Source organism: Sphingobium quisquiliarum P25 (genome assembly GCF_000445065.1).
Lineage (GTDB): Bacteria > Pseudomonadota > Alphaproteobacteria > Sphingomonadales > Sphingomonadaceae > Sphingobium > Sphingobium quisquiliarum.
This window is the reverse complement of record NZ_ATHO01000110.1, coordinates 22,222-35,540: the sequence shown is the minus strand read 5'-3', so window position 1 is coordinate 35,540 and position 13,319 is coordinate 22,222. Positions and strand designations below refer to the sequence as shown.

Genomic DNA, 13,319 nt, shown 5'->3' with positions numbered 1-13,319 from the left:
GGCGCGGAAAAGGGGGAAATGGCGTGAACCGGCGTTTCATCGACTGGATATGGAATATCAGGGGCAGCCTCCCGCTCATTCCCGGACAGTCGAGCGACGATGCTTTCGGCCGACTCGATCCCCTGTTTCAGGAGCCGGGCACCAGCCACGAAAGGACGGCGGACACGCTGACCTTCCGCAAGAAGAACCAGGCGGCGCAGGACAAGATGTCGGTCTTCGACGCCGGGGTCCTGCAAATACAGAAAAGCGCGCCCGGCTGCGTCCTCCACTATCGGCTGAAAAGCCGGGCGCTTCTCTTCTGCTTCCTCGCTCCCCTCTTGTTCCTGGGTTTTGCCCAGGCGGCGGTGACGATCGGCGAACTGGAAAAGGCGTCAGCGCCAGCGGCGGAGGAAAAAAAGCCCGAAAAGAACATGGAGTTGCCGCAACATCCGATCGACAAGTTTCTGGGCGCTCCCACGCCGGAAAAGCCGAAGAAGGACAAGGACGCCGAAGACAAGGACAAGCCTTCGCCCACGGCCGCCTATGTGTTCGCAGGACTATTTGCCATTCTCTACGTCGCCGGGCGCATTCTTGAAGACAGGCTGGTGAAGTCGCTGTTCCGCAAGAGATTGCTGGGCGTATAGTACGGCGCTCCGCGTCCCGCGAATTAAACTAGGCGCCCGTAGCCCCTTTCCGCTGCCCGAAGAAACCGGAGGGCACGCCTTCGCTCACCACCAGGCCGCCCGCGGCCGCGCGCTGCTTCAGATAGGCGAAAGTGCGCGCTGTCTGGCTGAACAGATGCTCACCCCCCTTGACCGGCGCATAGCGCGGCGTTTCGCCGCGCATAACGGGAGCGATGACATAGTCATAATCGCAGGCGTGGAACATGGGGAAGGAATAACGCTCCTCCTTGACCTTCTTCACGCGATGCTTCGTCGCCAGATATCGTCCGTTGGACAGGACCTCCATCATGTCGCCGATATTCATGATCATCGCGCCGTCGATCAGGGGCACGTCGGCCCATTCGCCCTGTTTGTCGAGAACTTGCAATCCGGGCGCTGTGGCGAAAAGCAATGTGAAGCATTCATAGTCGGTATGTGCCCCGATGCCCGGCCTGTCATCGGCGCTCTCATCATGGGGATAGTGGATCAAGCGCAGCTGGCTCGGGGGATGGGCGAGGTGCGGGCCGAAATGATCTTCATCCAGGCCCAGCGCCAGCGCAAAGGCGCGGAAAAGCTGCCGGCCGATGTCCATGATGTGGGCATAATAGGCGGAAACATCTTCGCGGAACCCCGCCATGTCCGGCCAGATGTTGGGCCCCAGCAGCGGGCGGCGTCCTTCCGCATGCGGATAGTCGCAATTGACGTCATAGGCTTCCTTGAGGTCGCCAGCCCCCTCGCCGAACGCCTCCTCGCCGATGGGAACATATCCGCTATGGTTCTGCGACCGGCCTATATAGCTCGTCATTTTAACGGCGTCGTCCAGCGCGAAATAGAGCTGGGCCCGCGCATGCAGGCGGCGGAAAAGCGTCCAGTCGAACTGGCTCCCCCTGATATACAGGAACCCGGCCTCAACGCAGGCGCGGTCCAGCGCCTGGGCCACGGCGCACCGCTCATTCAGGCGATCGCTTGCCAGATGGGATATGTCGACAACGGGCAGACAAGTCATGCCGCCATGCTAGACCTCACAGGTCATAACGATAAGATGTGGTGTTCCGATGATTTCCATTGATTTGATCTATGGCTGCGTCATTCTGCGATGATGGAAAGGCGGCAGATGAATGATAGAGCGGGCCTGATCGACAGGAAGTTCGCGAGCAGGGTCGATTGGAACCTGATGCGCACCTTCGTTGATATCGTCCGCGCCGGGGGCATCGGCGCGGCGGCCCGGCAACTCAACCGGCAGCAGCCCAGCATCAGCGCGGCGCTTAAGCGGCTGGAGGACCATGTCGGCGCCACCCTTCTCCGCCGCACGGCTACGGGTGTCGAAATGACGGCGGCGGGCAAGGCGATGATGACGCTTTGCGAGGAAATGCTGGAATCGGCGCAGATGGTGCCGCATCAGATCGCGCAGGCGACCAGGCGGGTCGAAGGCTTCGTCCGTATTCAGATCATATCCGGCCTGATATCGCCTGAATTTGACGAGGCGATCGCCAGCTTCCATCGGCGCAATCCCGCGATCCACATTGAAATTCGCGTTTCGCCCTGGCGTCAGGTGCTTGATGCGCTCGAACAGGGCGAGGTTGAAATCGGCGTCGGCTATGACGGCAGCGTTCGCGGCAGCCTGGTCTATGAACCGCTGCTTGTGGAGCGTCAGCAACTTTATTGCTCCCGCTACAGCCCCTATTTCGGTTATCGGCTGAGCCGTCTGCACGATCTGAAGGATGAAGGTTTCGTCCTTACCGGCGATGATGAGATCGAACTGATCACGCATCTGCGCCGCCGGTATCGCCTGGGGACCAACGTCAGCGGGCTCGCGGAAGACATTAATGAGGCGAAGCGACTCATCATCCAGGGGGTCGGCATCGGCTTTCTACCCATCCTCGCCGCCGAACAGGATGTCGCAAAGGAGCGGCTCTGGCCCATTCTCGACGCGGATACGGAGCCATCCTACGACATATTTCTCCTGTCCCGTTCCGAAGCGGCGCGAGACACTGCGACCCAGCTTTTCTGGGACGAAGTGATCCGCCGGTTGCGGGCCAAGAACAGGGCATAAATTAAATCTATGGCTTCCATCGGGATTTTACCCCTGCCCTGATGACGCAGCGCAGCACAGCTTCCTCTGGTGGAATGGAGCTGCACCATGCCGACGAAACAGAAATCCTGCTCGCCAACGTCCCCTGAACGCCTTGCTCGTCGCCTCAGTCATCTCGCCACGATGCTTGGCGATCTGCTGCTTGCCGGCATGTACGCGCGGGCTCATGTCGTTCCCGCATCCACGCCGGTTCGCCGCGCTCGATGATGGGCGCGGCCATGGCAAACACACCGGCAAGCACGATGAAGGACAGGATTTTCAACTTCGTCCCGCCCGTAATGATCGCGGCGGTCCTGTCCTTCTGGGCCTTTGGTCCCAAGGTCCTGCTGGACCAGCCCTGGACCTTGCCAGTCATGTCGGCGCTCATCACGATCGTCGTGCTGCTGCTTGAACAGATTCATGAACGCCATGCCGGGTGGCGAATGAACCGGCGGGAATTTGCCACCGACCTGTTCTATGCGGTTCTCAGCGCCACCGTGATTGCATGGATATCGCAAAAGATAGGCGAGGAGCCGTTGGCAGCGGCAAAGACTTCGCTCGGCATCACGACGCAATGGGCCATGCACATGCCATGGCTGGCGCAGGCCGCCCTCGTGATCCTTCTCATCGAATTTGGCCAATATTGGATGCATCGGCTGATGCACAATGTGACGCCCTTCTGGCTGACCCACGCCCCGCATCATCATCTGACGCAGTTGAATGCGGCCAAAGGGGCGGTCGGCAATCCCATCGAACTTGTCCTGATCAGCCTCAGCATCGTCGCGCTGTTCGACCTTGAAACGACCGCTGTCTTCGCGGCCATCAATGTCCTGGGCGTCATCTCGACCTTTGCTCATGCCAATGTCCGCTCCGACCCTCCGGCCTTCTACTCCTTCTTCTTCACGACGATCCGGCACCACAGCCTCCATCATTCGACGGACTATGACAGCACCCGCTGCAACTATGGCAATTCGCTGATCCTGCTGGATCGCATCTTCGGCACCTATCGCGAAGGCGAAGCGGCCGTGGTGGGTCAGGATGACCGCCGCCGCCTGACGATCTGGGAACAGACCATCTTCCCCTTCCGGCCGCTGATCGAAAGATACAAGACGCGCAAGGCGGCCGCCCAGGCCAGCGGAAACAGCATCGGACCTGATCAGGCGGATGGCGATGCGCCGGGCCGGGAAACCATCGGGAGCGCGATCGCGGCATGACGATGGCGCGCGCCTCGCAGGCCAGTCCCGCGCGCGGCGCTCTGGCCCAGGGCGACTTCCAGGCGGCGCGCCATCTCGCTGCCAGGATGTTGGCGCATAATCCGAAAGATGCCGAAGGCCACTTCCTCTTCGGCCTCGCAGAATCCAACGCTGGCCGCATCGGCACGGGCATCCAGCATCTCGGCCAAGCAGTGACGCTTGATCCGCAGGGCGAATACCGGGCGCAACTTGCCCGGCTCCTCATCATGGACCGCCGGGATGGCGATGCCGCATCCACCCTGCGCGACGCCGAGCAGGCTCCGCCCAAGGATGCGCTCAGCCGCGACACGATGGGCTGTGTCTATGCCCGGCTGGGTGATCATGCCGCCGCACTCGGCCATTTCGAAGAAGCGGTTCGGATCGACCCGCAAAATGTGAACTATCGCTACAATCTGGCGACGGCTCTCAACTTTCTCGGCCGCGCAGATGAGGCAGAGGCTGCGCTGGAAGCCTTGCTCACCTTCGCTCCACACGACGCGCGCGCCCACCATCTCCTCTCCGCCCTGCGCAAGCAAAGGCCGGACCATAATCATGTCGATCGCCTGACACGAACGCTTACAGGCACGAAGGACGGCCGCAGCAGGCTGTTGCTAGGCTATGCCCTGGCAAAGGAGCTGGAGGATATCGGCAGGCCGGATGAGGCGCTGGAACGGCTTTGCGCCGCCAATGCGCACCATCGCCGCACGCTTCCCTATGCCTTTGCCCGCGATGCCGCGCTGTTCGGCGCTGTGGAAGCCGCATGGCCGCTTCCCGAAGCGCATGAAGCACCCGCGGAAGATCCCATCTTCATCATCGGCATGCCGCGCACCGGAACGACACTGGTCGATCGCATCCTGTCGTCGCATCCGCTGGTGGAAAGCGCCGGGGAATTGCAGGCCATGCCGCTCGCCGTGAAGAAGGCGGCAGGAACGCGGACGCCCACGGTCATGGACGCCGAAACGATCGCCACCGCCGCGCGCGCTGACATGGGCGGGATCGGGCGCGACTTCCTGCGCCGCGCGGCGCATCACCGCCGCGACCCGGCGCTGCGCTTTATCGACAAGTTTCCCGGCAATTTCTTCTATGCGGGATTCATCGCATGCGCGCTGCCCGCCGCCAGGATCATTTGCCTGCGCCGCCATCCGATGGACACGGTGCTCAGCAACTTCCGCAACCTCTTTGCGGTCAGTTCCCGCTATTATGACTATAGCTACGACCTTCTCGACATCGCCGCTTATTATGTCCGCTTCGACCGGCTGATGAGCCTGTGGCGAAAGGTCCTGCCCGGCCGCATCATCGAACTTCGCTATGAGGATATCGTCGCCGATCAGGAAGGCCAGACGCAACGGCTGCTCACGCATTGCGGCCTCGACTGGGCGGACGCCTGCCTGTCGTTCCATGCCAATAACGCCCCGGTCTCGACGCCCAGCGCCGCCCAGGTCCGCAGGCCGATCTACGCCGACTCCGTGGGCCGGTGGAGGCGGCATGCTGCGGTGCTGGAGCCGGTGCGCCGCTTTTTCGAACAGGCCGGGGTCGACGTCTCGTGAAGGAAAGGAACCGGATCATGTCAGCAATCGCCAGATGGATGCTGATCCCGGCATTTGCCGCTGCCGCTACGCCCGCCATTGCCGCGCCCGAACCGGGCACCCGGCTGGTCGAGTGCCGGTCGGGCGATTGCCTGCTCGTCACTGGCCATCGCGATCATCGCGGCTCTGTGGTCGCGATCAACGGTCATGCGGTGGCGGTAGAAGGCGGGCGGCGCTGGCAAGCCCGCCTGCCGGTCGAAACGCTTCGCGCATGGTCCGCTCCCAACGCGCGTACGATCACCATAGCCGTCGATGGTGCCGAGACGGAGGCAAGGCTGCCGATCGGAATGTTCGTGCAGCCAGAGAAGCTGACCATGCTGGTCATCCGGGCAAAGTAATAATGAGGTAGATGTTCAGTAATAAAATAACGATCTTTATTGTTGTCTTGAAATAATCATTGTCTCGTTTTATGTGATCCGCAGTCGCCGGAGAGCGGCGTTCGTCTGACGCACAGGAGACAATGATGAAGATTGGCCTTGTGGCCTTGGCCACTTTCGCATGCGCGATCCCCGCTTCCGCCTTCGCCGCCGGCAACCCTTTCGCGCAGGATCAGGCGATCCTCGACCTCAAGGGCATCGACCTCGCTTCCGCCGAAGGCCAGCAGCGCCTCGCCATCCGCATGGATCAGGCTGCAAGCTCCGTCTGCGGCAGCCGTCTCGCTGGCGTCCACCTCGCCGCCGAAGCGAAGGCCCAGGCATGCCGCGCCGCGGTTCTGGCCGACATTCGTTCCCAGATCGAATCGCGCCTCGCCATGACCTCAAAGCCCGTGCGCGTCGCTTCTATCCGCTAGTTCATTCGTGATTTCCCCGTCACCTCGATGATTTGACGAGGCGGCGGGGACATCGATTATTTCGCCAGCCTTGCCGGATCAGGCCACCAGGTCAGCGTCTGCACGTCATGGGCCGAAGTCCACAGGCCTTCGCTCGTGAAGCGCAGCGCCCCGCTGCCCTCGGCCTTGCCCACCCGCGCCTTCACGGTCAGCGTTTCAGGGTCGATAGCGACGAAGGTCTGGTCCTCCGTGGTGCGCAGCCACACCATTCCCGCGCCTGTATCGATATCGCCATATTTCAGCACTTCGCCGACCTTGACCCGGCCGGTCACTTCGCCGCTGGCTGGATCGACGCGCGCAATCGATCCGTCGCCCTGCTCCTGAACCCATACCGCGCCTTCTCCAGCAGCGAGGAAGGCGGGCTCCTTGCCGAGCGCCGTGGTCTTGACCACTGTATCGCTTGCCGGATCGATGCGCTGTATCGTCCCCGCTTCGCTGCTCACCGCCCATACCGAGCCAAAGCCGAAGGTCAGGTAATGCGTGCCCATGCTGACCGGGATGGTGGCAGTCACCTTGTTGCTTGCGGGATCGACGCGTGAGACTATGCCCTTCTGATCGCTGGCGACCCAGATTGATCCCGCCCCGGCAACGACGTTAAGCTCGCCCTTGGGATTGGCGATCCCGGTCGGGATGGTGGCGGTCTTTTGCGCCTTGTGCCTGTCGATCCTGACGAGCGCCTGTTCCTTGCAATCAGCCACCCACAAATCATCGCCCAATATCGCCATTGCGCCGCATGGTTTGGACATCGGGACCAAAGCGATCCTGCCCTGCCGCGACCACCGCTCCACGCGGGCGTCGTTGGTCGCCCAGACGCTATCCCCGTCGACCGCCAGGAAGTCGGCAAAGCCGGGGACCTGGATCACCTGCTCGCCATGAGCCGGAGCGGCGGCGGCGGCGGCGGCGGCGGAAAAACCCGCCGCCAGTACCGCGCCAAGAATGGGAAGCTTCGACATGATCATCCCTTCCGGTCGATATAGGCGCGCCAGCCGCCCAGGGCGGTAATGTCCTCCGCCCCGGTCACCGCGCGCGGCTCGGCGACAAAGCCCTTGACGCTGCTGCCGTCGGCCAGCGTCACCGTGCCGATCGCCAGCGGGGCGGGCACTTCGGCAACGAAGCTTCCAAACTCGGCCACGCCCAGCTCATAGACCTCAAGCGCGATCGGCCCGCCATCTTCGCTATGCACCAGCGCCGGTTTGGGCGGCACGCTGTCCGCCATCGCATAGAGGCGGTAGGTGGGCGCGGTTTCGAATGCGCCCACGAAGCTGGCGTCCCGCGACGTAAGTTGCCAGTGCAATGGCATGTCCTTCAGGTGCGCGCCGACGACGGCGAGTTTCACGGTCTGCATTTTGCCCTCCAGATCAAGTGGCGGTGGAGAAGGAAGATTGGCGGCGGCGAGATAGGCGTCCGCAAAATCGAGCAGGGCGCGATCAGTGTCGGCAGGCCCGATCAGGGTGATGCCAAAGCCGGTGCCATTGGCGCGGCTGCCGGCCGGAATGGCGACGGCCGCCATGTCGAGCAGGTTCACGAAATTGGTGTAGAAGCCGAGCGCGCTGTTGAGCGCGACCGGCGCAGCGAGCAGTTCGGCAACCCGGTAGGTCGATCCGGTGGTCGGAAAGGCCAGCAGGTCGATTTCCGCCCACTGCGTGTCGGCATGGCGCTTGAGTTCGGCCAGCCTGTAGATGCCGTTGAACAGCTCCACCGCGCTGATCCCCAGCCCCGGTTCCACCACCTCGCGCACAGTCGGATCGATTGCGCCGGGATTATCGGCCAGGAGTCCGGCTAGGGCGGCGGCTCGCTCGGCCACCCACGGTCCGCCGTAAAGCAGTTGCGCGGCTTCGAGCAGTGGAGCGATGTCGATTTCCACCACTTCGGCCAGTCCGCCAAGCCGCTCCAGCGCGCGGCCATACAGATATTCCGACTCCGCGTCGCCGAACCATGCCCGTTGCTCAGGCCGCGGCACGCCGATCCGCTTGCAGGCAAGCGGACGATTAGCCAACGGCTTTGAATAAGCGTCTGCCGGATCGAAGCTGGCGATGACCCGGTCGAGCAGACGGGCATCGCCAGTGTCGCCGGTGAAGACGGTGATGCAGTCAAGCGTGCGGCACGCTGGCACCAGGCCCGAATTGCTCCACCGTCCCTTGCTTGGCTTGAACCCGATCAGATGCTGGAAGGCGGCAGGAACCCGGCCCGACCCAGCCGTATCGGTGCCCAGCGCGAAAGCGACCAGCCCGGCCGCCACGGCAACGGAGGAGCCTGAACTGGACCCGCCGCTCACATAGGCAAGATTATAGGCGTTGCGCGGTGCGCCATAAGGGCTGCGCGTGCCGTTCAGTCCGGTGGCGAACTGATCGAGATTGGTCTTCCCGACGCAGATCGCCCCGGCTGCCACCAGATGATCGACAACCGTCGCGGATTTACCTGGGCGATAGGCGAAAGCGGGACAGGCGGCGGTCGTTTCAAGCCCGGCCACATCGATATTGTCCTTCACCGCGAAGGGGACGCCCGCCAGAGGCAGCTCCTCGCCCGCTGCGACGCGGGCATCGATCGCACGGGCAGCAGCAATCAAATCCTCTGCGCTCCGTCGGCTGATCCAGATCTGCGGCTGAACGGCATCATAAGCCGTCAGCCGTTCGACTGTTTCCTCCATCACGGCGGCGGCGCTGGTCCTCGCGGCGTTCACCTCCCGGGCGATCGCGATCACGCTGCGGCGGTCGAGCGCGATCATGCCTGCGCCCTCAGCGCCAGCATCGGCGCGCCCGGCTGCAAAGCCTGACGTTCCTGCACATAAAGGGCCGCCACCGTTCCCGTACCGGGACTTTGCACTGCACATTCCATCTTCATCGCCTCGATAATGGCGATCGTGTCGCCAGCCTTCACCTCGTCGCCGACCGCGACCAGCAATTTCCATATGCTTCCGCCGAACGGCGTCTCGACCAGGGCAGCGCCATCGGGGACGTCGATCGCCTCCGATCCAGGCGCATCGGTTTCGGCAAGGTCGGTAATGCGGTCGAACTCGCCGCTGCGCTGCCATTCGGCCCGTTCCTCATCGAACGCCGCTTGCCGCCGCGCTTCGAACTCGGCGATGGACGATGCATTTTCCACCAGGAAGGCGCGATAGTCGGCAAGCCGGAATTCCGATGGCTCGATGTGGATCGATCGCCGCCCGGTGGGGAAGTCACGACGCCATTCGACGAGTTCGTCCGCGCTGACCGGATAGAAACGGATCTGATCGAAAAAGCGCAGCAGCCAGGGCTTGCCCTCTATAAATGCATCCGTCTGGCGATGGGTGTTCCAGACCTGGATGGTCCGGCCGAAAAGCTGATAACCTCCCGGACCCTCCATCCCATAGATGCACATATAAGCCCCGCCGATCCCCACCACATTGGGCGGTGTCCAGGTGCGCGCGGGATTATATTTGGTGGTGACCAGCCTGTGCCTGGGATCGACAGGAGTGGCCACTGGCGCACCCAGATAAACATCGCCAAGCCCCAGGACGAGGTAGTTCGCCTCGAATATCAGATTCTCCACCGCCGGTACGTCTGGCAGGCCATTGATGCGGCGAATGAATTCAATGTTGTCCGGGCACCAGGGAGCATCGGCGCGCACCCCGCTCATATATTTTTCGATCGTCTCGATCGTCGCCGGATCGCGCCAGCTCAGCGGCAGATGGACGATGCGGGAGGGAATGGTGAAATCCTCCAGATCGCCCAGCCTCTCTTCGGCCGCGATGAGCGCAGCCAGCGCGGCACGCTGGTCAAGCAGCTTGCCATCGAAGTGGAATTGCAGCGAACGGATGCCCGGAACCACGTCTATCGTGCCGGGAAGATTGAGCCGCTCCAGCTCCGTCATCAATGCATGGACCCGGATTCGCAACTCGATGTCGAGCACGATAGGCCCATATTCCACCAGGATATTGCGATCGCCCTGCTGACAATAGACGGTATGGGGACGGCCCGGCCCCTCAGGAATTTCGGCCAGGATCGGCGAAAGCATCTCAATTGGCCGGGCGGGACCTGAATCCTCGACCGTACCTGATGCGATCAGCCGCCGCTGGAGCCCGTCCGCCGCTATCGCGTCGCCGATGTTGACGGGAGCGAAGCGGAGCCTGTCGCCGGGCGCGAGTTGCCCGATCTTCCAGCGATCGGCGGCGATCACCACGAAGGGGCAGACGAACCCGCCCAGCGAAGGCCCGTCCGGTCCCAGGATGATCGGCATGTCGCCAGTGAAATCGACTGCACCGATGGCGTAGGGATTGTCATGGATGTTGGATGGGTGCAGCCCTGCTTCGCCCCCGTCGGCGCGCGCCCATTGGGGCTTGGGCCCGATCAGGCGCACGCCGGTTCGATTGCTGTTGTAGTGCACCTGCCATTCGGCCGCGATGATCGCCTCAATGTCAGCATCGGTGAAAAAGTCAGGCGCGCCGTGCGGGCCATAGAGCACCCGCAATGTCCACTCCGTGGTGAGGGCGGGCACGGTGACGGATGGCAGCGGCGCATCCGTCTCTTCGTCAGCCAGGTGCAGGGTATCCCCTGCCAGCAGGCGGCGCGCTGCATGACCGCCGAATTGCCCCAGTTCGAAAGTGCTGCGGCTGCCGAGATAAGGGGCGATGTCCAGGCCGCCAGCGAACAGGATATAGCCCCGCAGGCCTGCACCCACCGCACGTCCGAGAGCCAGCGTCTGCCCGGCGGCGACATCGATCGCCACTCCCCGCGAAACCGGATCGCCATCGAGCGTCGCGGCGAAATCGGCGCCCATAAGGCAGATGCGCGCCGGTGCGGTAAAGCTCAGCGCCGGACCCGTAACGGTCACTTCAAGGCCCGCCGTGCCTTCCGGGTTGCCCAGCACCCGGTTGCCAAGGCGAAATGATTGATCGTCCATCGGGCCGGACGGCGGCACACCAACGGCCCACAGCTTCTGGCGGCCGGGCCAGTCCTGCACCGTGGTGGCCGTGCCGCCGCTGATCACCCGAATGCTGCGGGATTGGGAACTGATACCTTCCAGAACGCGGGTGGAAACTTCACCGCTCACGAACGCGTCAGAGCGGACCACATCGCGCAGCCACCGCAGGTTCGTTTCTATGCCGTCGACCCGGCTCTGGTCGAGGGCGGCTTGCATCTTCGCGATTGCCTCGGCGCGGGTCGGCGCATGGACGATCAGCTTGGCGAGCATCGGATCATACCAGATGCTGACGTCGCTGCCGGCCATGCACCAGGTTTCGACGCGAAGGTCGGCGGGAAAATCGACCGCCGTCAGCGTTCCCGACGTGGGACGATAATCGAGCGCCGGATCTTCAGCGTAAAGCCGCACCTGAACGGAATGGCCATGGGGCCGGGGCGGCTCGGCATTGAGAAAGCTGAAATCTCCAGCACCACCGCGGATCATCCATTCGACAAGGTCTATGCCCATCACTTCTTCGGTGACGCCATGCTCGACCTGAAGGCGCGTGTTCATCTCCAGGAAGAAGAACTCCTCGCGCTCTGCATCATAGAGGAACTCGACCGTCCCGGCGGAGCGATAGCTGGCGGCCTGACCCAGGCGGGTCGCCGCAGCGATCAGGTCGCTGCGGACCGCTTCGGGCAACAGCGGTGCGGGCGCTTCCTCGACCACCTTCTGATTGCGGCGCTGGAGCGAACAGTCGCGCTCGCCCAATGGCATGATACGGCCTTGCCCGTCGCCGAACAACTGCACTTCGATGTGCCGCGCGCGGCGAATATAGCGTTCGAGGAATATGCCCGCATCGCCGAAATTGCTCTGCCCTTGACGGGCTACGGCGCTGAATCCCTCGCGCACGGCGGCCTCGTCCTCGCAAATGCGCATGCCGATGCCGCCGCCGCCTGCCGTCGCCTTCAATATCACGGGGAAGCCGATCTCGCGGGCGGCAGCGGCCGCCTCCTCTTCATCGGTGAGCAGGCCAGTACCCGGCGCGAGCGGCACGCCATGCGCGGAGGCGAGGGCGCGCGCGCTATGCTTGAGGCCAAAGGTGCGGATATTATCCGGCGTCGGCCCTATGAAGACGATCCCGGCCGCGGCGCAGGCTTCGGCGAACTCCACATTTTCGGCAAGGAAACCATATCCGGGATGGATGGCGCCCGCGCCGGTCGCGCGCGCCGCCTCCAATATGGCGGCGATGTTGAGATAGCTGTCGGACGCCCGCGCAGGGCCGATACAGACAGCCTCGTCCGCTTGCGCGACGTGCAGCGAACCCTCGTCCGCTTCCGAATAGACCGCGACGGAGCGCAGGCCCATGCGGCGCAGCGTGCGGATGATGCGGGTGGCGATCGCGCCGCGATTGGCGATCAGTACGGTATCGAAGCTCATGCGGTCACGATCATGCGCACAGGGGTGGGATTGAATCCGTTGCAGGGATTGTTGATCTGCGGGCAATTCGAAACGACGACGATGACGTCCATTTCCGCCTTGAGATCGACGGTCAGGCCAGGGGCGGAAATACCGTCCACGATGCCGAGCGATCCATCATCCTCGACCGGCACGTTCATGAAAAAGTTGATGTTGGAAACGATGTCGCGCTTGCCGCGGCCTTCCAGCAGGTTCGCCTCCAGGAAATTCTCGACGCAGGCATGTTCGGCCTTGGTGTGATGGCCGTAGCGCAGCGTATTCGACTCGCATGAGCAGGCGCCGCCGATCGTGTCATGATATTCGACGGAGGTCGCCGCGATGGTCATCATCGGCCGCCCCTCGTTCGATCGCAGTACCGTGCCTTCGCGCAGGAACAGGTTGCCCTGCGCCGCCACCGTATCCTGCGCACTATAGCGTTCAGCATCGTCCGCCGCCGCATAGAGGAGGAAGTCGACCGCCTGGTTGCCCTCAAGATCGACGATGCGCAACGTCTGCCCGGCCGCGACATGGTGCAGCCACGGCGCCCGCGCGGGCACGGTCACGTCGTGGAGGACGGCCCCGGGGAGGCCCTGCAAATGGGGATCAAAGCTCATATGGGAAGCT

11 protein-coding genes are annotated in these 13,319 nt (G+C 63.2%); 6 read left to right on the top strand and 5 right to left on the bottom strand.

Annotated features, from left to right (window positions below; all coding sequences use genetic code 11):
- Positions 1-23: 23 nt before the first annotated feature.
- Entirely contained in the window at positions 24-623 is a 600-nt protein-coding gene (locus L288_RS34655) for a hypothetical protein (protein ID WP_031304532.1), read from the top strand.
- A gap of 28 nt (positions 624-651) precedes the next feature.
- Here L288_RS34655 and L288_RS34650 read toward each other — a convergent pair whose 3' ends face one another.
- Positions 652-1,647, bottom strand: coding sequence for an isopenicillin N synthase family dioxygenase (locus L288_RS34650; RefSeq protein WP_021238816.1), 996 nt, complete (start codon positions 1,645-1,647; stop codon positions 652-654).
- Between the two features lie 108 nt (positions 1,648-1,755).
- On the opposite strand from L288_RS34650, the gene L288_RS34645 reads away from it, so the two are divergent.
- The 5 genes from L288_RS34645 (at position 1,756) to L288_RS34625 (ending at position 6,320) form a co-directional block, all read left to right on the top strand.
- Positions 1,756-2,694 (top strand): LysR family transcriptional regulator, encoded by a 939-nt coding sequence (locus L288_RS34645; protein WP_021238815.1) that lies wholly within the window; start codon positions 1,756-1,758, stop codon positions 2,692-2,694.
- A 257-nt stretch (positions 2,695-2,951) separates the two neighbouring features.
- Complete coding sequence (locus tag L288_RS34640; protein ID WP_236613034.1) at positions 2,952-3,926, top strand: sterol desaturase family protein; 975 nt, start codon at positions 2,952-2,954, stop codon at positions 3,924-3,926.
- Complete coding sequence (locus L288_RS34635) at positions 3,923-5,491, top strand: tetratricopeptide repeat-containing sulfotransferase family protein (RefSeq protein WP_031304530.1); 1,569 nt, start codon at positions 3,923-3,925, stop codon at positions 5,489-5,491. The genes L288_RS34640 and L288_RS34635 overlap by 4 nt, the downstream gene beginning before the upstream one ends.
- A 17-nt stretch (positions 5,492-5,508) precedes the next feature.
- Positions 5,509-5,868 carry a hypothetical protein gene (locus tag L288_RS34630; RefSeq protein WP_031304529.1) on the top strand — a complete coding sequence of 120 codons (360 nt, stop codon included), beginning with the start codon at positions 5,509-5,511 and terminating at the stop codon, positions 5,866-5,868.
- Between the two features lie 122 nt (positions 5,869-5,990).
- Positions 5,991-6,320, top strand: coding sequence for a UrcA family protein (locus L288_RS34625; protein WP_408020607.1), 330 nt, complete (start codon positions 5,991-5,993; stop codon positions 6,318-6,320).
- 56 nt (positions 6,321-6,376) lie between these two features.
- On the opposite strand, the gene L288_RS34620 is transcribed toward L288_RS34625, so the two are convergent.
- From L288_RS34620 to L288_RS34605, 4 genes are read right to left on the bottom strand one after another with little or no spacing between them, the layout of a single operon-like run.
- A complete protein-coding gene (locus L288_RS34620) occupies positions 6,377-7,312 on the bottom strand; it encodes a Vgb family protein (protein WP_031304527.1) in 936 nt (311 codons plus the stop codon).
- Positions 7,313-7,314: 2 nt separating this feature from the next.
- Positions 7,315-9,084 carry an allophanate hydrolase gene (gene atzF / locus L288_RS34615; protein WP_021238809.1) on the bottom strand — a complete coding sequence of 590 codons (1,770 nt, stop codon included), beginning with the start codon at positions 9,082-9,084 and terminating at the stop codon, positions 7,315-7,317.
- Positions 9,081-12,677, bottom strand: coding sequence for an urea carboxylase (uca, locus tag L288_RS34610; protein ID WP_021238808.1), 3,597 nt, complete (start codon positions 12,675-12,677; stop codon positions 9,081-9,083). The genes atzF and uca overlap by 4 nt, the downstream gene beginning before the upstream one ends.
- Positions 12,674-13,309 carry an urea amidolyase associated protein UAAP2 gene (locus L288_RS34605; protein ID WP_021238807.1) on the bottom strand — a complete coding sequence of 212 codons (636 nt, stop codon included), beginning with the start codon at positions 13,307-13,309 and terminating at the stop codon, positions 12,674-12,676. Before L288_RS34605 ends, uca begins: the two co-directional genes overlap by 4 nt.
- Between the last annotated feature and the right edge of the window lie 10 nt (positions 13,310-13,319).

What these genes read in the sequence shown, in the direction of transcription:
- L288_RS34650 (WP_021238816.1), bottom strand. Translation starts at nt 1,647, where the DNA reads ATGACTTGTCTGCCCGTTGTCGACATATCCCATCTGGCAAGCGATCGC.
- L288_RS34645 (WP_021238815.1), top strand. Translation starts at nt 1,756, where the DNA reads ATGAATGATAGAGCGGGCCTGATCGACAGGAAGTTCGCGAGCAGGGTC.
- L288_RS34640 (WP_236613034.1), top strand. Translation starts at nt 2,952, where the DNA reads ATGGCAAACACACCGGCAAGCACGATGAAGGACAGGATTTTCAACTTC.
- L288_RS34635 (WP_031304530.1), top strand. Translation starts at nt 3,923, where the DNA reads ATGACGATGGCGCGCGCCTCGCAGGCCAGTCCCGCGCGCGGCGCTCTG.
- L288_RS34630 (WP_031304529.1), top strand. Translation starts at nt 5,509, where the DNA reads ATGTCAGCAATCGCCAGATGGATGCTGATCCCGGCATTTGCCGCTGCC.
- L288_RS34625 (WP_408020607.1), top strand. Translation starts at nt 5,991, where the DNA reads ATGATGAAGATTGGCCTTGTGGCCTTGGCCACTTTCGCATGCGCGATC.
- L288_RS34620 (WP_031304527.1), bottom strand. Translation starts at nt 7,312, where the DNA reads ATGTCGAAGCTTCCCATTCTTGGCGCGGTACTGGCGGCGGGTTTTTCC.
- atzF (WP_021238809.1), bottom strand. Translation starts at nt 9,084, where the DNA reads ATGATCGCGCTCGACCGCCGCAGCGTGATCGCGATCGCCCGGGAGGTG.
- uca (WP_021238808.1), bottom strand. Translation starts at nt 12,677, where the DNA reads ATGAGCTTCGATACCGTACTGATCGCCAATCGCGGCGCGATCGCCACC.
- L288_RS34605 (WP_021238807.1), bottom strand. Translation starts at nt 13,309, where the DNA reads ATGAGCTTTGATCCCCATTTGCAGGGCCTCCCCGGGGCCGTCCTCCAC.